At 71.4% G+C, this 21,228-nt stretch carries 5 protein-coding genes (1 of these 5 running past the window's edge); all 5 read right to left on the bottom strand.

All coding sequences use genetic code 11. From position 1 onward, the window contains the following. Tightly spaced (each overlapping or abutting the next), the 5 genes in view from ABIC90_RS05100 to ABIC90_RS05080 form a layout consistent with a single transcriptional unit that may run on beyond the window. On the bottom strand, window positions 1-3,367 hold the start of the coding sequence (locus ABIC90_RS05100) for a non-ribosomal peptide synthetase/type I polyketide synthase (protein ID WP_354352968.1). Its footprint begins 6,407 nt before the window's first position; the window shows 3,367 of its 9,774 coding nt (coding positions 1-3,367); its start codon is at window positions 3,365-3,367; its stop codon lies off the left edge, out of view. Further along, window positions 3,364-6,765 (bottom strand): non-ribosomal peptide synthetase, encoded by a 3,402-nt coding sequence (locus tag ABIC90_RS05095; RefSeq protein WP_354352967.1) that lies wholly within the window; start codon window positions 6,763-6,765, stop codon window positions 3,364-3,366. The genes ABIC90_RS05100 and ABIC90_RS05095 overlap by 4 nt, the downstream gene beginning before the upstream one ends. Continuing rightward, window positions 6,762-11,336 (bottom strand): type I polyketide synthase, encoded by a 4,575-nt coding sequence (locus tag ABIC90_RS05090; RefSeq protein WP_354352966.1) that lies wholly within the window; start codon window positions 11,334-11,336, stop codon window positions 6,762-6,764. Before ABIC90_RS05090 ends, ABIC90_RS05095 begins: the two co-directional genes overlap by 4 nt. After that, window positions 11,333-19,060: a non-ribosomal peptide synthetase/type I polyketide synthase gene (locus ABIC90_RS05085; protein WP_354352965.1), complete on the bottom strand. Its 7,728-nt coding sequence runs from the start codon at window positions 19,058-19,060 to the stop codon at window positions 11,333-11,335. Before ABIC90_RS05085 ends, ABIC90_RS05090 begins: the two co-directional genes overlap by 4 nt. Beyond that, window positions 19,057-21,165, bottom strand: a complete 2,109-nt coding sequence (locus ABIC90_RS05080; RefSeq protein ID WP_354352964.1) for an AMP-binding protein — start codon at window positions 21,163-21,165, stop codon at window positions 19,057-19,059. Before ABIC90_RS05080 ends, ABIC90_RS05085 begins: the two co-directional genes overlap by 4 nt. Window positions 21,166-21,228: the final 63 nt, after the last annotated feature.

Raw genomic sequence — 21,228 nt, 5'->3', positions numbered from 1 at the left:
GCGTGGTGGCACCCGTTCCCGCGCCGATCTCCAGCACGCGCAGCGGGCGTGTGCCCGCGCGGCCAACCCAGGCGCGAACCACCTCGCTCACCAGCGCATTGAAATAGCGCGAAGTCGGCAGGTCCGCATAGATGCCTTCGGCGCTCGTGAGCGAGTCGTTGCCGAGCATCGCTTCAAGGCCGCTGGTCTTGCCCGCGAGCACGGCGGCCAGTTGGTCGGCCGCCTGCAGGAAGACCGGCTTGAAGTGCGGCGATGCGGCCCAGACCGGCTCGCAGCGCGCTGCCAGCAGTGCCATGCGCGTGTCGTCCGGTGGCGCGAAGCCGCCGAAGACGCCGTCGGCATCGCGCTTCAGTTCACCCGCGTCGGCCAGCGCATGCAGCAGGCGTTCGAGCAGTTGATGGAAGCGCGGCTGCACGGCGCCGCGCTGTGCGAGCACGGCTGCGGCGTGCGGCTGGCCGTCTTCCGCGAACAGCGCGAGGCGGTCGAGGGCGCGCAGCACCGAGGCGCGCGCATGCGCGAGCAACAGCTCTTCGTGCGCGCGCAGTGTTTCCAGGCCCAGTGTTTCTAGACCCGCATCGGCCTGTGCCCGGCCAGCCGACAGCAGAGCCTCCCAGGCCGGGGAGGCTGCCGGTGCAGACGCATGCCCGTGCAAGCCCTTGTCGACCGCCGCGAGCCAGTACCGTTGCCGCGCGAACGGATAGCCCGGCAACGGTACGCGCCGCGCCTGCACATCGCCGGTCAAGCCTTTCCATTCCAGCATGACCCCGCGTGTGTAGAGCCGGCCGGCCGCGAGCAGGAACTGCGTCTGGTCGTCCTGGTCTTTCTGCAGCGAGGCGATGCAGTCGATGCCCGCATCTGGCCCCACACAGTCGGCGGCCAGCCGCGACAGCACCGGATGCGGCCCGCATTCGAGCAGCACGCGCACATCCAGCTCCTGCACCAGGCACTGCACGCCCGCCGCGAACAGCACCGGTTCGCGCAGATGGTCGCGCCAGTAGCGCGGCCGTGTGATCTCGTCGTCGGCCACCACGCGGCCATGCAGGTTCGAGACCACAGGCATGCGCGGCGCCTGCAGAGGCACTTGCGCCACGATGCGCTCGAAGTCGTCGAGCACCGGGTCCATGCGTGGCGAATGGAAGGCGTCGGCGATCAGCAGCGGCCGCGTGCTCACGCCCTGCGCTTCCATCGCCAGGCGGAAGCGTTCGACGGCGGCGCTGTCGCCGGCCACCACCAGGTTGCGCGGGCCGTTGATCGCCGCAATGCTCAGGCTCCGTTCGTAGCCGCGCAGGCCCGCGCGCACCACCGGCTCTTCCGCCAGCACCGCGAGCATGCGGCCCCGGTCGCCCTCGATCGACTGTGTCAGGCGGCCGCGCGCAGCCACCAGCTTCAGCGCATCGGGCAGGCTCATCACGCCGGCCACGCAGGCCGCGACGAACTCGCCGAGGCTGTGCCCCGCGACCGCGCGGAAACGCACGCCGGCCGCGCTCCAGGTGCGGTACAGCGCGTACTCGACCGCGAACATCGCGGGCTGCGCGTGGTCGGTGCGTTCCAGCAGGGCCGTGTGTTCACCGAACAGCACCTGTGCCAGCGGCTGCTGCAGCACGCCTTCGAGCGCCTGCGCGCAGGCATCGAGCGCTTCGCGGAACACCGCATGCGTGCCGTACAGGCCCGCCGCCATGCCCGCGTACTGCGCGCCCTGCCCCGTGAACAACGCGGCGACCTGGGGCTCGCCGAACGCGACGATGCCGAGGCTCGCGCGGTCGGTGGCCTCGCCGAGCAGCGCGTAGTCGCGCAGGCCGGCGGCGAGGTCGGCGCGGTCCAGGCCGACGAGTGCGAGGCGATGGGCACCGTCGTGCCGGCGGCCGGCGAGCGCGGTGTGGCAGGCATCGCGCACCGTGGGGGCGTCGTCGGCTTCGAGCGCCGCCGCGTGGCTGTCGGCCAGCGTGCGCAGTTGCGCTTCGCTGTGCGCGCTCAACAGCATGAGCCCCGCGCCTTGGGAGGCCGCGACCTCGGCCACGGTCGGCGCCTCCTCGAGGATCACATGCACGTTGGTGCCGCCGAAGCCGAACGAGCTCACCCCCGCGCGGCGCGGCGTCGGTCCCGCTTCCCAATCGCGCAACTCGGCATTCACGAAGAACGGGCTGCGCGCGAAGTCGATCTTCGGATTGGGCTGTGTGTAGTGCAGGCTGGGCGGAATCGCGCGGTGCCGCAGCGCCAGCACCGTCTTGATGAAGCTCGCGATGCCGGCCGCCGCATTCAGGTGGCCGATGTTGGTCTTGACCGAGCCGAGCGCGCAGAAGCCGGTGCGCCGCGTCTCGCCGCGAAAGGCCCGCTCCAGCGCATGCACCTCGATCGGGTCGCCCAGCTCGGTGCCCGTGCCATGCGCTTCCACGTAGCCGATGCTGTCGGGACTCACGTCGGCCACGGCCAGCGCCTGCGCAATCACGCGCGCCTGCCCCGCCACGCTGGGCGCGGTGTAGCCGATCTTGTCGGCGCCGTCGTTGTTGACCGCCGAGCCGCGCAGCACCGCGAGCACGGTGTCGCCGTCGCGCAGCGCCAGGTCCAGCCGCTTGAGCAGCACCACGCCCGCGCCGTTGCCGGCCACGGTGCCGCCGGCCTTCGCATCGAAGGCGCGGCAGTGCCCGTCGGGCGAGAAGATCATCCCGGCCTGGTACTCGTAGCCGATGGTCTGCGGCACCGAGATGTCGGCGCCGCCCGCCAGCGCCATCGTGCATTCGCCGGCGAGCACGCTCTGCGCCGCCATGTGCACCGCCAGCAGCGAGGTCGAGCAGGCGCTCTGCACGCACACGCTGGGCCCGGTGAGCCGCAGCTTGTACGACACGCGCGTGGCGAGGTAGTCCTTGTCGTTGCCCACCAAGAGCTGCAGCAGCGAGGTCTGGCCGCCGCCGGTCAGGCGCGGCGCGGCCGCCATCATGTAGGTGCTGATGCCGCAGCCGGCGTACACGCCGACCTCGCCCGCGGCCGGATCGCCCGGCGCATAGCCCGCGTTCTCCATCGCATGCCAGCAGCATTCGAGGAACACGCGGTGCTGCGGGTCCATCAGCTCGGCCTCGGCGGCCGTGACCTTGAAGAAATCGGCGTCGAAGGCGTCGGCGTCTTCCAGCACCGAGGCGGCGCCGATGAAGCCGGGCCGCGCGACCTGCTCGGCGCCGAAGCCGGCGGCGCGCAGCTCGTCGGCGCTGAAGCGCTGGATCAGTTCGTGGCCCTGCGCCAGGTGCTGCCAGAAGGCCTCGACGTCGGGCGATTGCGGAAAGCGCCCGGCCATGCCGATGACGGCCACCGCCTCGGGGTGTTCGAGCACCGGGGCGCCGAGGTGGGAAGGCGCGGAAAGTGTGGATGAGTTCATGGGTTGTCTTCGGCGAATTGAGGGCCGGCGGTGGCCGGTCGCTGCGGGCGGCGCCGCGTGAGCGCGGCGCGTTCGCGGGCCTGCGCCATCAGGTTGTTGTCCTCGGCGGCCGGCGCGTCGCTGCCCAGGTGCCGCGCCAGCGCGCGCACGCTCGCGTGCTCGAAGAAGGCGACGACCGACAGGCTGCGCCCGAGTTGCTCTTCGAGCGCCTGGTGCATCGCCACGATGTCGAGCGAACTTGCACCGATGTCGAAGAAGTTGTCTTCCGCGCTCACCGGTCCGCAGGCCAGCCGCTGCTGGACGATGGCGGCGATGCGCTGCTCCATCGCATCGGCCGGCGCGACGTGCGCGGCCGCGCGCTGCGCCTGGAAGTCGGGCGCGGGCAGCGCCTGGCGGTCGACCTTGCCGTTGGACGAGAGCGGCAGCCCGCCCTCGAGCTGGACCCAGGCCGCGGGCAGCATGTAGCGCGGCAGGTGCTCGGCCAGGAAGGCCTGCAGATCGGCGTTCGTCGCCTTGGCCGCGTCGGCGGGCACGACATAGGCCACCAGCCGGCGCTGGCCCGAGGGATCGGCAACCACCTGCACCACCGCCTGCCGCACCGCCGCGTGGCGCGCGAGCACGGCCTCGATCTCGCCGAGCTCGATGCGGTGGCCACCGACCTTGACCTGGAAGTCCTCGCGGCCCAGGAACTCGACGTGTCCTTCTGGGCGGAAGCTGCCGAGGTCGCCGGTGAAGTACAGGCGCTCTCCGGTGCGCGGATGGGTGACGAAGCGCTCGGCCGTCTTGGCCGCATCGCCCCAGTAGCCCTGCGCGAGTCCGTCGCCGCCGATGTAGAGACGGCCGACCACATGCTCGGGGCAGGGCTGCATCGCATCGTCGAGCACGTGGATGCTCTGGTTCGCCAGCGGCATGCCGTAGGGAATGCTGCGCCAGCCTTCAAGCACGCGCGCCACCGGGTACTGGATCGACCAGATCGCAGCTTCGGTCGCGCCGCCCAGGCTCAGCAGCGCAGCCTTCGGCGCGGCGCGGTGCACGGCCTCGGGCAGCGCGAGCGGGATCCAGTCGCCGCTGAGCAGCACGGCGCGCACGCTGTCGAGCGCGCCGGGCGCATGCCGCTGCGCCAGCAGCATCTCCATCAGCGCGGGCACGCTGTTCCACACCGAGACGCCGTGCTCGCGCACGCACTGCCACCAGTGCGAGGGGTCGCGATCGTGCCCCGCCCGCGGCATGACGATGGCCGCGCCCGCCGCGAGCGTGCCGAAGATGTCGAAGACCGAGAGGTCGAAGCTCAGCGACGACAGCGCGAACACCCGGTCCGATGCCTCGAGCGCGAGGCGCGCCTGCAGGTCGAGCAATGTGGTGCGCACCGCGCGGTGGTCCATCACCACGCCCTTGGGGCGGCCGGTGGAGCCCGAGGTGAAGATCACGTAAGCCAGGTCGTCGGCGCGGCAGGGCCAGGGCTTGATCGCGGTGTCGGACGCGGGTGCTGCGTCGTCGATGACCAGGCGGCGCAATGCGGCGGGCCATTCGAGCGCGGCGTCGGTGTGCGCGTCGGTCACGACCCAGGCGGCGCCGGTCTGCTGCAGCAGTTCCTCGCGGCGCGCGCGCGGCAGTTCGGGGTCGATCGGCACGTAGGCCGCGCCGCTCATCTGGATGCCGAGGGCCGCCACCACCTGGCGCCAGCCTTTGGGGCAGGTGATCGCGACCAGCGTGTCGGGCATGGCGCCGCCCGCGCGCAGCACTGCGGCCACGGCTTGTGCACGCCGCGCGAGCTCGCCGTAGGCGATCCGTGTCGTGCCATCGATCACTGCCGTGGCTTCAGGCCGCGCGGAGGCTTGGCGCAGGAAGGCCGCATAGAGCGGCTCATCGGCCTCGGCCGCGAGCGTTTCGTCGCGCGTGGCGTTGTATTGCGTGCGGCGTTGTTGCTGCACGCGCGGCAGCGCCACCGCGAGTTCGCGCCGCCAGGCCGACGCGTCGGCCGCGAGCGTCTGCAGGTTCGCGGCGTAGGCCTCGAACATCGCGTCGATGAGTCCGGGCGGAAAGGCCTCGGCCACATGGTCCCAGTGGATGCACAGGCAACCGCCCTCCTCGTACACCTGGTGGTCGAGCAGAACCTGCGGCGTCTGCGTGATCGAGTAGCTCAGGCGGCCGAGCTGCTCGCGCCCGGTGTCGAGCTGTTCGCTCACGTCGCCCACCTGCAGCGCGCTCGTGAACACCACGGGCGCGAGCTTCTGGCCCTGGCCTGGCGACCGGCTGGCCCAGGCCTGCAGCACGCGCACGCCGCTGTAGAGACGGTGCTCCAGGTCGTCGAGGAAGCGGTCCTGGATGCGCCGCGCGCGGCTTGCGAACGCGCTGTCCTGCCCATCGGCCAGCGCCTCGACGCCCAGCAGCATCGTCGCCGTGAAGTCGCCGACGATCGCGTTCATCTCCGGATGCCAGGGCTGGCGGTTGAACAGCGTCATGTTGAGCGTGAAGCGCGACTCGCGGCTCCAGCGCCGCAGCACATGCGAGAAGGCCGTGAGCAGCGCCACGGTGGTGGTGACGCCGATCGCGCGCGACTGCTGGCGAAAGGCCTCCCAGGCCGGTTGCGGCAGGCGGAAGCGCAAGCGCGTGAAATGCGGCTGCTTGAGTTCGGCCAGCTCCTTCGCGAGCGGCAGCGCGGGCGCGGCGGGCAGTGTCTCGATCCGCGCATCCCAATGGCGCTGCGCGCGGGCGTAGGTCTCGGTGGTTTCCTGCGCCTTGAGCGCGAGCACGTAGTCGCGAAAGCTCAGCGTAGTGCGCGGCAACCGCAGCTGCGGATCCTGGTAGCAGCGCAGCAGCTCCTCCTGGAAGATGAAGTTGCTGTAGACGTCCGAGACGATCGCATCGAAGCTCCAGTGGATGCGCTGGCGGTCGCCGCCGATCAGGCTCACACGCACGTCGAACAGCGGCCAGCAGTCGGCGGGGCGCACTTCGTGCGACATCTTCTCGCGCAGCGCGAGCAGCGCGCGTTCGCGCTCGGCTTCATCGAGGCCGCGCAGGTCCTGCACCGCGACTTCGAACGGCGGCACCTCGGACAGCGTCTGCTGCCGGCCGCTGTCGTGCACCACCGTGCGCAGCATGTCGTGGCGCGCGATCACCTGTTGCCAGGCCATGCGGTAGCGCTCGATGTCGAGGCCTTCTATCTCGTACTCGAGGTAGGCGTGGCTGGAGACGTTGCCCAGCACGAAGTGGCGGCTGCGGCCGAGCAGGTAGCCTTGCTGGATGTCGGTCAGGGGATAGGGATCGTGGCGGTGTGCGGTGTCGGGTTCGATGCGCGGGACCGTGGCTTCGGTGGGTGGCGCCATGGCGACACCGGCGCCGCGCAGAAGTTTTTGCATCAGGGCACGCTGCTGCGCGTTGAGACTCGTGCTGCTCATGCTGTCACCTCTTCGTTCAGCGCTGCCGCCAATTGCTCCGACGACATCCCCCGCACCTGCAGATAGACCGCCGCCACACGCTCGGTCAGCCCGGGCTGCGCCTCGTTGCCGACGATGTGCCGCGTGATGCGCGCGATGCTCTGCTCGGCGAACAAGGTCCGCACCGGCAAGTCGAACTGCAAGGCCTCGCGCATCTCCGCCATCAGCGGCAGCGCGAGCATCGAGTCCCCACCCAGCGCAAGGAATTCGTCGTCGATGCCGATGCGTTCGATGCCCAGCCGCTCCTGCCACAGCAGCGCGAGCACGCGTTCGATCGCGTTGGTCGGCGGCGCATAGGGTGGGCCGTCGAGCGGCCGGCCCGGTGCGTCCGCATCGCGCCGCAGGTCGGCGTTCTCGAACACGGCCAGGGCCTGCCCTGCCGCCTTCGCGCGCGCGGCCAGCAGCGCGGGGAAATCGGCGGTCGATACCACCATCTGCGGCAGCCCGGCGCGCAGCACGCGCTCGAAGCAGCCGGGCGCTTCCGCCGGGCGGATGCCGGTCTCGATCTCTCCGCCGGTGATGCGGTGGTGCCGCTCGGCCAGCTCGAGGATCATGCCGACCTCCAGCCAGTAGTCCCAGTTGACGCTGCGCGCCACGCCCGCGCGCAGAGGGCCGGCCTGCGCGAAGGCGTCGAGGAAGGCGTTGGCGGCCGTGTTCTCGGCCTGCCCCAGCGTGCCCGCGAGCGCGCCGAGCGAGGAGCACAGCATCAGGAAATCGAGCGAGGGCGTGTCGAAGAGCTCGGCCAGCAGGCGCGTGCCGTCGACCTTGGCGCGCAGGTTGCGCGTGTCGGCGGCGCTGTCCTCGAGCTGCATCAGCCCGCCGCCCGGAACGCCCGCCGCGTGCACGATGCCGTGGAACGGGGCGTCGCCGAATCGCGCGGTGATCTGTGCGCGCACGGCCTGCATGCGCGTGCGGTCGGCGACGTCGGCCTGCACGGTCTCGATCTCGGCGCCGAGTGCTTCGAGCGCTTGCACCTGGCGGATGCGCGCACGCAGCGCCGCCTCGGCGCTTTCATCCGCCAGCAGCGCCGCCCACTGCGCGCGCGGCGGCAGCGCACTGCGGCTCAGCAGCACGAGGCGCGGCTGCTTCGCGGTGCTGGCCAGCCACTGCGCGGCCAGGCTGCCGATGCCGCCGAACGCGCCGGTGATCAGGTAGAGCCCCTGGTCCCTCACGGGCGTGTCGGTCGATGGCGCCGGCAGGCTCAGCGCCTCGACGCCGAAGCGCCAGCGCCGCCCCTGGCGCCAGGCCAGCGAGAGCAGGTTGCCGGTCTGCGCGGCGGCGCCATCGATGTCGCGCATCAGGCCGTCGATCCACGGCCCGGGCTGCGGCGTTTCGTCGAGGTCGATGTGCACGAAGCCCTGCTGCGGGAATTCATAAGGCCAGGTCCTGCACGGACCCAGCAGCGTCGCCTTCTCCGGCACCAGCCGTTCCTGTCCGGTGACGCCGAACACCTGGCTCGACAGCACCGCGATGCCCAGGCCCGATCCGGTGAGTCCGCGCGCCGCGAGTGCGCGCGAAAGGCACAGCAGGCTCGCATGCCCCAGTTGCTGCGCGGGCGATGCGAGCACATCGTCCTGCGCGCGAGTGGCTGCTTGGGGCGCTGCGGCCCACGCGTGCACGATGCGCGCGGGCGTGCCGTGGTCTGCCAGCGCGGCTTCGAACAGGCGCGCATGGTCTTCGTCGTTGGCAGGGCGCACGCGGTAGTGGGTCCGTCCCACGCGTTCCCATGCGTCGGCGGCTTCGACACGGACCACGGTGTGGCCTTCGTCGCGGCGGCTGGCCGCGAGCGCATCGAACCATTCGCCCGCGACGCCGAAGAGCCATTCGACGCCATGCGCGGCGGCACTGCTCGCTGGGGCGGGCGCCTGCCGCCACGAGGGCACGTAGAACCAGCTGTCGATGTCGCTGCGCTTGCCAAGGCTGGCCGATGCGTCCGCGACTGCCGCGCGGCGATCGAGCCAATAGCGCTGGCGCTCGAAGGGATAGACCGGCAGCGCGATGCGCCTCGCCGAAGCGTCGCCCACCAGCCGCGCGATCTCCACCGGGCCGCCGGCACACCAGAGCGCGCCCAGTGCCTGCGTGAAGGCGCGCGCGTCGTCACCGGCCTTCTCGCCGCCATGCAGGCTCGCGAGGATGCAATGGTCGCGGCGCGCCAGCGCGTGGCGCTTGGCCAGCGTGGCGAGGCCGCGCCCGGGGCCGAGTTCGAGCAGCGCGTGGCGGCCCTCCTTCAGCAGCACAGCCACGCCGTCGGCGAAGCGCACCGTCTCGCGCAGATGCCGCACCCAGTAGTCGGCGCTGGTGGCTTCGGCGGGCGTGATCCAGGTGCCCGTGACGTTCGAGATGAAAGGCACGACCGGTGGCTGCAGCGGCATGGCCGCGACGGCCGCCCTGAATTCGTCGAGCACCGGATCGAGCAGGCTCGAATGCGCCGCGCGGTCCGCGCCCAGGCGCTGCGTGACGATCTTGGCCGCACCGAGCATGCGTTCGAAATCCGCGATGTCCTGCGTCGAGCCCGACACCATGCAGAGCCGCTCGGCATTGACGGCAGCGACCGACACGCCATCCGGCAGCATCGCGCGCAACGCGGCCTCGTCGAGGCTGACCACCAGCATCGCGCCTTCGGCGGTGCGGCGGATCAGCTCCCCGCGCAGCACCACCAGCCCGAGCACCTGCGGCAGCGTGAACACGCCCGAAGCCCAGGCCGCCGCGTACTCGCCGAGGCTGTGCCCGATCAGGCAGGACGGCGCGACGCCACGGCTGCGCCAGAGTTCGGTCAGCGCGATCTCGACCGCGAGCACACAGGCCAGGCCGAAGGGCGGATCGGCGAGATCGGTCGCATCGTCCGATTGCAGCGCCGAGCGGATGTCGCGCCCGAGCAGTGGCTGCAACAACGCGGCGCAGCGGTCGATGCTGTCGCGGTAGACGGCCTCCTGCCGATAGAGCGCCTCGCCCATGCCCGCGTGCTGCGCGCCGATGCCGGGGTACATGAAGGCGATGGCTGGCGGCGTCTCGGAAGCCGGTGTGACGCGCGCGGACTGGCGCAATTGGCGCACGAGGTCCTGCACGCTGTCGCAGGCCACGGTGCGGCGGTGTTTGAAGGCCTTGCGGCCGTGCGCAAGCGTGAACGCGACGTCGGCCGGCGATGCGCCTGCATTCGCTTCGAGATGATCGGCCAGCCGCTGCGCCATGCGGTCCAGTTCTTCGCGGCTGCGCGCGGACAGCGCCACCAGCTGCGTGCCCGTAGCAGGCTGCACCGGCACCAGCTGCGGCGCTTCTTCCAGCACCAGATGCGCATTGGTCCCCCCGATGCCGAAGGAGCTCACCGCCGCCCGGCGCGGCTGCGCCTGGGCCGGCCAGTCGCGCGCCTGCGTCAGCACCTCGAAGGGGCTGCCCGCCAGGTCGATCGAAGGATTGGGCCGCGTGTAGTGCAGCATCGGCGGCACGGTGTGCCGCTGCAAGGCCAGCGCCGCGACGATGCTGCCGGCCACGCCCGCGGCGGCGCCCAGATGGCCCACGTGGGTCTTGAGCGAACCCAGCGCGCAGCGCTTGGCACCCTGCTCGCCATAGACCCGCGACAGCGCCGCGAACTCGATCGGATCGCCCACCGGCGTGCCCGTGCCGTGCGCCTCGATGTAGCCCACCGAGGCCGGGTCCACGCCCGCCATCGCGAGCGCCTCGGCCAGCACCTCGGCCTGCCCTTCGACGCTGGGCGCCGAATAGCCGACCTTGCGCGCGCCGTCGTTGTTGACCGCGAAGCCGCGCACCAGCGCGACGATCGCGTCGCCGTCGCGCAGCGCGTCCTCGGTGCGCTTGAGCACCAGCACGCCCACGCCGTTGCCATGCACCACCCCGGTCGCGTCGGCATCGAAGGCATGGCAGGCGCCGTCGCGCGACATGCCGCCTTCCTTGTAGTCGCGGTAGATGCGCTGCTGCGGCACGTTGAGGCCGGCGCCGCCCGCGATCGCCATGTCGCACTGGAAGTCGAGCAGGCTCTGGCAGGCGGTCGCAATCGCCACCAGCGAGGTCGAGCACGAGGTCGACACGGTCACCGCCGGCCCGCTGAAGCCCAGCTTGTGCGCGACGCGCGAGGTGAGGTAGTCCTTGTCGTTGGCGATCATCGCTTCGAGGTAGGTCTCGATGGCATCGAGGTCGAAGTTGTCCGCCACATGGAACATGTAGTTGTTGAAGTTCGAGCCCGCGTAGATGCCCACATGGCCCGGACAACGGTCGGGCACGTAGCCCGCGTTCTCGAGCGCGTGCCACACGGTCTCGAGGAACACGCGGTGCTGCGGATCGAGCATCCGCGCCTGGCGCGGCGGCACTTCGAAGAAGTCGGCCGCGAAGTCCTCGATGCCTTGCAACAGGTAGCCGGAGCCCTGCGCCGTGGTGTCGCGCACGTCGCGGCCTTCGCAGACGTGGCGCCAGAGCGTCGTGATGTCCTCGGCGCCCGGGAAGCGGCCGGCCATGCCGACGATGGCGAGGGTCCCTTGAAGGGACGGATCGACGGGGAGATCGTGGTGTGCAGGTGTCATGGCAGCTGTGGAAGTTGGTTGGATGGGGCCGTGCCCTGGTGCAGCGCGCGCCGCCGTTCGCCGCGCGACGCGGCCGCCGGCAATGCGCCGCTGCGCGGTGCCGCGTGCTCGCCAGGTTGCAGATGCGCAGCCAGCGCCTCGACGGTCGGGTGCTCGTAGAGCGTGACCACCGAGGCGATGCGCGGCCAGGCGGCGCGCAGCTGCACGAACAGTTGCGTCGCGAGCAGCGAGTTGCCGCCCGCATCGAAGAAGTTCTCGCGCAGGCCGACGCTCGGGCGTTCGAGCAGGTCGGCCCACAGGCGGGCGATCTGCTGCTGGACGGCGTTCATGCGCTCCGGCGAGGCGGGTGTCCGGGGCGCTTGCGGTGCGACGGCGGCGAGCACGAAGGCGGCGATCGCGCGGCGATCGACCTTGCCGTTCGCGGTCAGCGGCAGCGCCGGCAGCGGCAGCCAGGCGGTGGGCCGCAGCGCAAGCGGCAGTTCGGCGGCGGCATGCAGCCGCAGCGCCTCGGCATCGGCCGGTGTGCCGGCCTTCGGCACCCACACCGCGGCGAGCCTGCGGTGCGTGCCGTCGCCGACGATCACCGCGGCCACGGCCGTCACGCCCGGATGGCGCAGCAGCGCGGCCTCGATCTCCGCGGGCTCGATGCGCACGCCCGAGATCTTGACCTGCCGGTCGCGCCGACCCATGAATTCGAGCGTGCCGTCGGCGCCGTAGCGGCCGAGGTCGCCGGTGCGGTACATGCGCTCGCCGGTGCGCGGATGGCGCAGGAACACGGCAGCACTGCGCGCCGGATCGCCGACATAGCCCTGCGCCACGCCGATGCCGCAGACGTGCATCTCCCCGATCACGCCGTCGGGGCGCTCTTCGAGCAGGTCGTCGAGCACGTGGTAGCGCGTGTTGGCGATCGGCCGGCCGTAGGGAATGCTGCGCCAGTGCGGATCGAGCGCCTCGACCTCGTGCATCACGTTCCACAGCGTGGTCTCGGTCGGGCCGCCGACGCTGACGACGCGCGCGGCCGCATTCAGGCGTTGCAGCCGCGCAGGCAACGTGAGCGCGATCCAGTCGCCGCCAAGGAAGGCCAGGCGCAGCGCGCCGCAGGCCTCGCGCGCCATCGCCGCATCGCTCTCGGCATGGCTCAGCAGCATGTCGAGCATCGCCGGCACGCTGTTCCACACGCTCACGCCGTGCGCCTGCATCAGGCGCAGCCAGTGGCCGGGGTCCTTGGTGCCCACGGGCTCGGGCATGACGATCCCCGCGCCGACGCTCAGCGCGCCGAACAGGTCGAAGCAGGCCATGTCGTGGTGCAGCGGCGTGAGGGCCAGCAGGCGGTCGGCGCTGCCGATGCCGAAGCGCTCTATCGTGAAGTCGACGGAGTTCAGCAGGCCGGGCTCGCCGATGCGTGCGCCCTTGGGCTCGCCGCTGGAGCCCGAGGTGTAGATGATGAAAGCGAGGCCGTCATGTGCGCGCAGAGGCAGTGAAATGCCGGTGGCGTGCGGCGTCGCGTGTTCTTCGACGACCAGTTGCTGCAGCGCATGACCCTCGGGCAACACGGGACCGCCTTCGCGCACGACCACCAGCGCGGCGTCCGCATCGCCGAGCATCCACGCGAGCCGCGACGCCGGCATCTCGGGATCGAGCGGCAGCACCACGCCGCCGGCCGCAAGCACAGCGAGCACGCCGGCGACCTGCTGCCATCCCTTGCGCATGACCACGGCCACCACAGGGGGGCCGGCATCGGGCGCGCGTTCGCCAAGCGTCCGCAGGATGCGGCCGGCCAAGCGGCTGGCCTGGGTGTCGAGTTCGCGATAGCTCAGGGTCCAGCCCTCGCCGAGCACCGCGGGGCGCGCCCCGTGCTGTTCAACGCTTCGCGCGAAACGGTCGTACAGCGTGTCCTGCGGCAGCGCGCGCACCACGCCGTTGATGCGATCGCGTACCTGCGCCTGCGCGGTGGGCAGCGGCAACGGATCGACCTCGGTCCAGGCCGCATCGTCGTGCGCGAGCTTCGTCAGCAGGCCGACGTAGGCTTCGAACAGCGCGTCGAGCAGTCCCGGTGCGAAGACGTTGTCGAGCGCATCCCAAAACACGAACAGCCCGCCATCGCGCAGGTGGTACTGGCAGTCGAGCCAGACCTGCGGGGTCTGCGTGATGAAGTCGTGGATGCGGCCGTCGGCGCCCCAGGCATCGAGCAGCCCGATCTGCGAGCCGTCGAGCGCTTCCTCGGGCATGTTGGTGAAGACATATGGCATCAGCACCGGGCCCGTGGCTTCGCCGTGCTCCCTCGCCTGCAGCCGGTGAAGGCGGTTGAGCTCGCGCAGCAGCGTGACGCCGGCGACCGGCGTGCCTTCCATGTCTTCCCACAGCTGTGCCTGCAAGCCGCGCGCCTGCGTCGCGAAGTCCTCGCCCGCACGGCGGCGCACGGCCAGCAGCGTGAAGGAAGCGAACTCGCCCACCAGGTGCGGCACGTCGGGATGCAACGGCTGGCGGTTGAAGCGCGGAACGTTGAGCGCGATGTCGGTGGATTCGCTCCAGCGGCTCAGCACGCGCGCATAGGCGGCGAGCATCGCGGTCGCGGCGGTGAGCGAATGGCGCGCCGCATGCCGTTGCAAGCCGGCAAAGACGGTGCTGTCGAGCTGGCGCTGCCAGCGATTGAATCCACCTTGCAATGGCGCAATGCCATGGACCTCGCACAGCGGCAGGCGCGGTGCAGGCGGCAGTGTCGGCAGCCGCTGCTGCCAGCGTTGCAGCGCCGCCGCGTGCGCTTCCCCCTTCTCCAGTTCCTGCAGGCCCAGCACGTAGTCGCGAAAGCCCAGGCTCAACGGGCGCAGGTTCGCTTGCGGATCGACGTAGAGCCGATGCAACTCGTGGAACAGGATCTGGTAGCTCCAGCCATCGAGGCACCAGCCGTCGAGGCTGATATGCAGCCGCGACACATCGCCGGGCAGGTGCGTCGCGCGAATATCGAACAGCGGCCAGCGGTCGAGCGCGACATTGCGGTGCGACAGCACGCCGCGCACCTCGGACAGGTGCGCCGCAAGCTGCGCATCGTCGGCATCGCGCGCGTCATGGCAGGCAAGCGCGATGCGCGGCACCTCGGCCAGCACCTGCTGCGAGCCGTCGGGCAATGCGATCGCGCGCAGCATGTCGTGGCGCGCGATCAGTGCGTTCCAGGCCTGCTCCATGCGCGCCACGTCGAGCGCGGGCACATCGAGCTCCAGGTACATGTGGATCGCGACCTGCCCGCCCGCCACGGCGGCATGGCGTCCGAGCCAGTAGGCCTGCTGCATCGGCGTCATCGGGAAGGGGTCGTGGCGCCGTGCGGGATCGGGTGCGAGCAGCGCGGTGGGACGCAGGCGCTGCACCGCGGACTCCCAGGCTTCGAAGGCGCCATGCTCGTCGCGGGGGAGCGAGGCGATGAACTCGCGCTGCATGGGACCTTCGCCGCTCGCCGCATCGACTTCGCCTGCCAGCTCTTGCGCGATCCCGGTCAACGCATCGCGCGGCCCGATCTCGATGAAGCGGTTGCCGCCTTCGCGCAGCGCGAGCCGCATCGCCTCGTCGAAGCGCACGGTGGCTTCGATGTGGTGGACCCAGTACGCCGGCGTTGCGATGTCGTCGCCGGCCGGCATGCCGGTCACGGTCGAGATCAGCGGCCGCTTGGGCGGGCTGAAGCGCAGCGAACGCGCGACTTCGGCAAAGGCCGCGTGCATGGGGCGCAGCCGGGGCGAGTGGAAGGCATGACGCATCATCAGCGGCTGGCAGGAGATGCCCTCCTGCTGGAGCGCGGGGATGCAGTCCGCGAGCGTGGCGTTGTCGGCCGAGAGCACGAACTGGCGCGACGAGTTGACGGCCGCGAGCGAGAGCCCGGGCCAGCGTGCGAGCGCGGCGTCGACCGCCTGCCGCGGCGCGAACACCGCGTACATGCCGCCGTCTTCCGGCAGCGCCTGCACCAGCCGCGCGCGCGCCATCACCAGCCGCAGCGCATCGGCCTGCGAGAACACGCCCGCGAGGCAGGCGGCGGCGAACTCGCCCATGCTGTGCCCGAGCAGGCAGTCCGCGCGCACGCCCTGCGCTTCCCACAGGCGCGCCATCGCGAGCTCGACCACGAACAGCGCGGGCTGGGCATCGCCGGTGCGGGACAGGGCCTCGGGATCGGTGCTGAACAGCCGCTCGCGCAGGTCGTAGCCGAATTCCGCTTGCAGCTGCGCGCAGCATTCGTCGACCGTGTGGCGAAAGCCTGGCGCCTGCGCATAGAAATCGCGGCCCATGCCGGCGTGCACGTTCCCCTGGCCGCTGAACAGGAAGACGGTGCGTGGCGGGCCGGCATCGCGCGCAGCGGCTTGCGGCTGTTGCGAGTGCCTGGCCAGCCAGGTGGCCAGCGCATCGACGCTCGGGTGCTCGAACATCAGCGTCGCTGCGGTCGACAATCCCCAGGCCGCTTCGATCTTCCGGCGGATCACGATCGACATCAGAGAGTTGAGGCCGAGTTCGAACAGGTTGCCGGTGTCGGCGACCTGTGCCACCGGCAGCTTCATCGCTTCGGCGATGGTGCGCGCGAGCCAGGCGTGGCGGTCGGTGGTCGGCGGGGCGATGTCGGTGGCGACAGGGGCTGCATCGCCGGCCAGTTGCGTGAACAGCATGGCCGGGCCATGCTCGCGGCGATGGCGCGCGAAGCGGGGCCAATCGGCCGCGACCAGCGTGGCCACGGGCGCGTCCTGTTGCGCGGCGCTGCGGATGGCGGCCATCGCATCGCGCAGCCGCATCGGCGCGATGCCGATGACGTCCAGCCCTGCGGCATCGGCGTCGCTCATCATGCCCGCGACCTCGAAGCGGCCCAGGCGCAGCGACAGGGCCGGCAGGCCTTCGGCGCGGCGCCCCACCGCGATCGCGTCGAGGCAGGCGTTGGCGGCGCCGTAAGTTGCGAGCGCAGGCATGCCCCACAGCGCGGTGACCGAGGAGCAGAGCCAGAAGAAGTCGAGCGCGGCGCCGCGGCTCAGGCGGTCGAGATGGCGTGCGCCGTCCACCTTGGCATGCCAGCCGGTGCGCGGTGCGGCCGGTTGCAGAAGGCCCGCCAGCGGACCGCGATCGAGGGCGCCGGCGGCGTGCACGATGCCTTTGAGACGGCGTCCGTCGCGTGCCAGTTGCGCGAGGCAATCGGCCACCTCGGTGGCCTGCGATGCGTCGAGGCGCCGCACGTCGACGGCCACGCCGCGCGCCTGCCATGCCGATACACGCGCGGCGCAGTCGGCGTCGCGCGCCAGGCGCTCGGGTCCTTCGCGCGAGGCCAGCACCAGGTGGCGGGCACCGGCCTGCACCAGCTCTTCCGCCAGGGCCATGCCGAGCGCGCCGAGGCCGCCGGTCAGCAGATAGCTGCCGGAGGGGTCGCAGGTGAAGGCGGCGTCATCGACGGGCCGGGTCGCGGCTTCGAGCCGTGGGACTTCGATGGCCGTGCCATCGACGCGGACGATGAATTCGTCTTCCGTCGTCTGTGCCGCAAGGCACTCGGCGAGCCGTTCGTGCGATCGGGCCGCATCGCCGGCCGGCAGGTCCACCAGCCCGCCCCAGCGCGCGCCGAGTTCGAGCCGCGCCGAGCGCGCCCAACCCCAGATCGCGGCGCCCGTCAGGTCCGAGGCCTCGTTGTCGGTGAAGGCCTGGCGCGTGACGATCCACAGCCGTGGCGCGGCAGGCCGGGCGTTCACCCATTGCGCGACGGTGGCGAGTTCGTCGAGCGTCGCTTCGATCGAGTGGTTGTCGGGGGCGAGCCAGATGCAGGCTTCGGCCGTGGTGTCGGGCCGCAGCGTCGGCGCCATGGCCTGCGTGACGTCGGTACCGCGATCGCGCAAGGTGTCGGCCAGCGTTCGGGCGGACAAGGAGTCGGCGCCGAGGATGAGGCAGGACGTGAGCCTGCCGCGCTGCGCTGCCCATGGTTGCCAGCGCAATGCGTGCAGCAGGCTGGGGGTGGTCGCCGGCAAGGTCTCGCCGGTGAACGACCATTGCTGCGCGAGCCAGTGGCGTTCGCGCGCGAACGGATAGCGCGGCACGGCGCAGCGGCGGCCGTCGTGCCCTTCGAACAGTGAGGTCCAGTCCACGGGCTTGCGGCGCAACCACGCCTGCGCCGCATCGCGCAGCGCGGGCGGCATTCCGCTGTCGTCGCCGAGTGCGGCCGCATCGGCCAGCCATGCATCCAGGCGCTCGACAGCCTGCGCCGTGCTGTCGGCCGCGATCACGAGGCGCTGCGCGAAGGCCTTGCGTCCGGTGGCGGTGCTGAAGCACAGGGTGCGCAGGTCGATGCCAGCGTCATCGGTCAGCAGGTCGCGGTAGCGCCGGGCGAGCGCACGCAAGGCCTCGGGCGTGCGGGCCGACAACGGCAGCAGGCAGGTTGATGAAGCTGGAACGGTTGCGCCAGGGATCGGCGCCTCCTCGACCACCACGTGCACATTGGTGCCGCTCAGCCCGAAGGCGCTGACTGCCGCGCAGCGCGCGCCGCCCGAAGGCGCGGACCAGTCCTGCAGACCGGTCGCAACGCGCACCGGAACGCGGTCCCACGGCACGTGCGGATTCAGCCGCTGCACGTGCAGGCTCGCCGGCAGTTGCCGATGCCGCAGCGCCGCGCACAGCTTGAGCAGTCCCGCGATGCCGGCAGCGGCTTCAAGGTGCCCGATGTTGGACTTGGTCGAGCCGATCCACAGGGGCGAGTGCGCGCCGTCGCGTCCCGGCGCATAGGCACGCGCCAGCGCGCCGACCTCGATCGGATCGCCCATCAGCGTGCCCGTGCCGTGCGCCTCGACATAGCCCACCGCCGACGGCGCCACGCCCGCATCGCGCAGCGCGGCGACGATGACACGTTCCTGCGCGAGCCCGTTGGGCGCGGTGAGCCCGTTGCTCGCCCCGTCGTGGTTGATGGCCGAGCCGCGGATCACCGCGATCACGGGATCGCCCGCGCGCTGCGCATCCGACAGCCGCTTGAGCACCACCAGACCCACACCTTCGCCGCGCGCATAGCCGTCGGCATCGGCGGAGAAGGCGCGGCTGCGCTGGCTGGGGGACAGCGCGCGCAGGCGGCTCATCGCCACCATCGGCGCCGGCGAGAGGATCAGGTTCACGCCGCCGGCGAGCGCGCAGTCGGTCTCGCCGCTGCGCAGGCTGCGGCAGGCCTGGTGCACCGCGAGCAGCGACGAGGAGCAGGTGGTGTCGAGCTGCATCACCGGCCCCTGCAGGTTCAGGTGATAGGCGACGCGCCCCGCCGCGAGCGCGCGCATGCCGCCGAGCTGCTGGTGCGCCGACACGGCCGACAGCGCGTGCATCGGCAGGCCGAGCTGCGCGTAGTCGTCGGTGCACAGGCCGACGAAGAGCCCGGTGCGCTCGCCGAAGCGGGCGTCGGGCACGAGCGCGGCCGACTCCAGCGCATGCCACGCGGTCTCCAGCAGCAGGCGATGCTGCGGGTCCATGGCGGCGGCCTCGTCGGGCTGGATCGCGAAGAAGGCGGCATCGAAGCGGTCGACGTCGGCGACAAAGCCGGCCTGGTCGACATAGCACTTGCCGGGCGCATCGGGATCGGCATCGAAGAAGGCCGCGCGGTCCCAGCGCTCGGGCGGCACGGGCACGAGCGCATCGCGGCCGTCGCGCAGCAGGGCCCAGTAGCTGTCGAGGTCGTGCACGCCGCCGGGCAGGCGACAGGCGGCACCGACGATGGCGATGGGTTCGTTGCGTGGGTCTTCTGTCATGCGAGCGCTTTCTCGCGCGAGCTGTCCGGCGCGGGTTCGGGATGGGACGCGAGATGGGCGGCCAGCGCGGTGGGCGTCGGGTAGTTCCAGGCGACCTCGGGCTCGAGCGGGAGGCCGCTCCACTGGGCCAGCGCATGGACCATGCGCACGGTCATCGCGGAATCGATGCCGCGGGCGGCGAAGCTCAGGTCGGGGTCGAAACCGTCCGGGTCGGCGTCGCAGTGCGCGGTCATCCACTGTTCGAGCCAATCGAGCGCGGCCGCTTCGTCGCGCCGCGGCGCCGCGAGCCCGACCGCGCCGTAGCGCCGGCTCTGGTGCGCCGCGTCGGCCAGCAGCGCCTGCTGCGCGTCGACTTCGCCCCGGCGCCATGCGTGAACGCTTTCGAGCCGATCTTCGAGGAACAGCGTGCGGCACAGGCGGCGCTGCACCTTGCCGCTGGTGGTCTTGGGCAAGTGGGCCTGCACGATCAGGCACAGCGCGAACAGCTGCAGCTCGTGGTTCGTCGCGACGACCTCGCGCACGCGGCGCAGCAGCGCGGTGCCATCGATGTTGCGCGCATGGCTGCGTCGCAGTTCCTGCACGACGACCAATTGCTCTTCGCCGCCGGCGATCACCGAGAACGCGGCGCAGCCGTCGGGCACGAAAGCGGCGTCGCTGGTGGCGACGCTGTGCTCGATGTCCTGCGGCGCATGGTTGGCGCCGCGGATCACGAGCATGTCCTTCATGCGCCCGACGATGTAGAGCTGGCCGTCGGCGTCGTCGATGAAACCGAGGTCGCCGGTGCGCAGGTAGGGCGTGGCGTCGCCGGCATCGTCCGCCAGATGTGCGTGGCAGGTGTCCTCGCTCGCCTGCGCCTGGCCCCAGTAGCCGCCCGATGCGCTGGCGCCGGCAAACCAGACCTCGCCGACTTCGCCGCTCTCGCGCGGCTTGCGCGTGTCGGGATCGACGATGCGCAGCCGGTGGTCCGGCACGCAGGGACCACAGCCGACCAGCCAGCAATCGTCGGTGGCGCAGTCGAGCGCGGGTGTGCCGGCCTGTGCGCGTTCGAGCACCTGCGCGCGGCCACGCTGCAGCGCCGCCGCGTCGACGCGCAGCAACGGCGTGGGCCCGGTGCTGGCACTGGCGACGATCAGCGTGGCTTCAGCCAGGCCGTAGGAAGCACTCAACGCCTCGCCACGGAAACCGCAGGCGGCGAACCGATCGGCGAAGGCATTCAGCGTGCGGGCGCGTACAGGCTCGGCGCCGTTCCACGCGACCTGCCAGCTCGCGAGGTCGAGTTCGGCGAGCTGCGCGTCGCCGACGTCGCGCAGGCAGGCCTCGTAGGCGAAGTTGGGCGCGCCGCTGTTGGTGCCGCGGTAGCGCGTGATCGCCTCCAGCCAGCGCGCGGGCCGCTGGATGAACGCGGCCGGCGGCATCAGCACGAGCTCGGCACCGAGGTAGAGCGACTGCAGGATCTTGCCGATCAGCCCCATGTCGTGGAAGTGCGGCAGCCAGCTCACGATGACCGAGTTGGCGTCGTTGCGCCAGATCGACTGGATCACGGCCTCGTTGGCCAGGAGGTTGCGATGCGACACGCGCACGCCCTTGGGCGCGCCGGTGGAGCCGGAGGTGTACTGGAGGAACACGAGGTCCTCGCCGCGCGCATCGACCAGCGGCAGCGCGGGCCGCGTCGGGTCTTCGAAGAACCAGTGCAGTGCGCGCAGCGGCGGGCTGGCTGCGAAGGCCGGAGCCAGGCGCGCCTGCAGCGCGGGCTCGCCGATCACGCAGCCGATCTGCGCGTCCTGCACGATGTGTTCGTACCAGCGCAGGCTGCGGTTGAGCTTGGGCAGCGGCGCAGGCACGGCGACCATGCCGGCCTGCGTGCAGGCCCAGAAGGCGACGACGAAGTCGATGCCGGCATCGAACAGCAGCAGCGCGCGGCTGCCGCGCGGCTGGTGCGCGGCCAGCGCATGCGCGAGGCGGGCGGCGCGCGCATACAGGGCTTCGTAGCTGAGGGCTTCGGTCTGTTCTTCGCCCTGGCGCAGGAAGCGAAGCGCGGTCTTGGCGGGGGCGGCGGCGACCCGTTCGAGCAGGAGATTCCCCAGGCCCTTGTCTGCGTGAGACATCCTTGATTTCTCCATCGAGATGGCGGTGAAACTTCGGCGGCACCGCGGCCCGTGGACCGCGCT

The sequence above is a fragment of the Variovorax boronicumulans genome (assembly GCF_040544675.1).
Taxonomy (GTDB): Bacteria; Pseudomonadota; Gammaproteobacteria; order Burkholderiales; family Burkholderiaceae_C; genus Variovorax; species Variovorax boronicumulans_D.
Note: the sequence above shows the minus strand (reverse complement) of the source record. Positions and strands in the feature narration are given on the sequence as shown.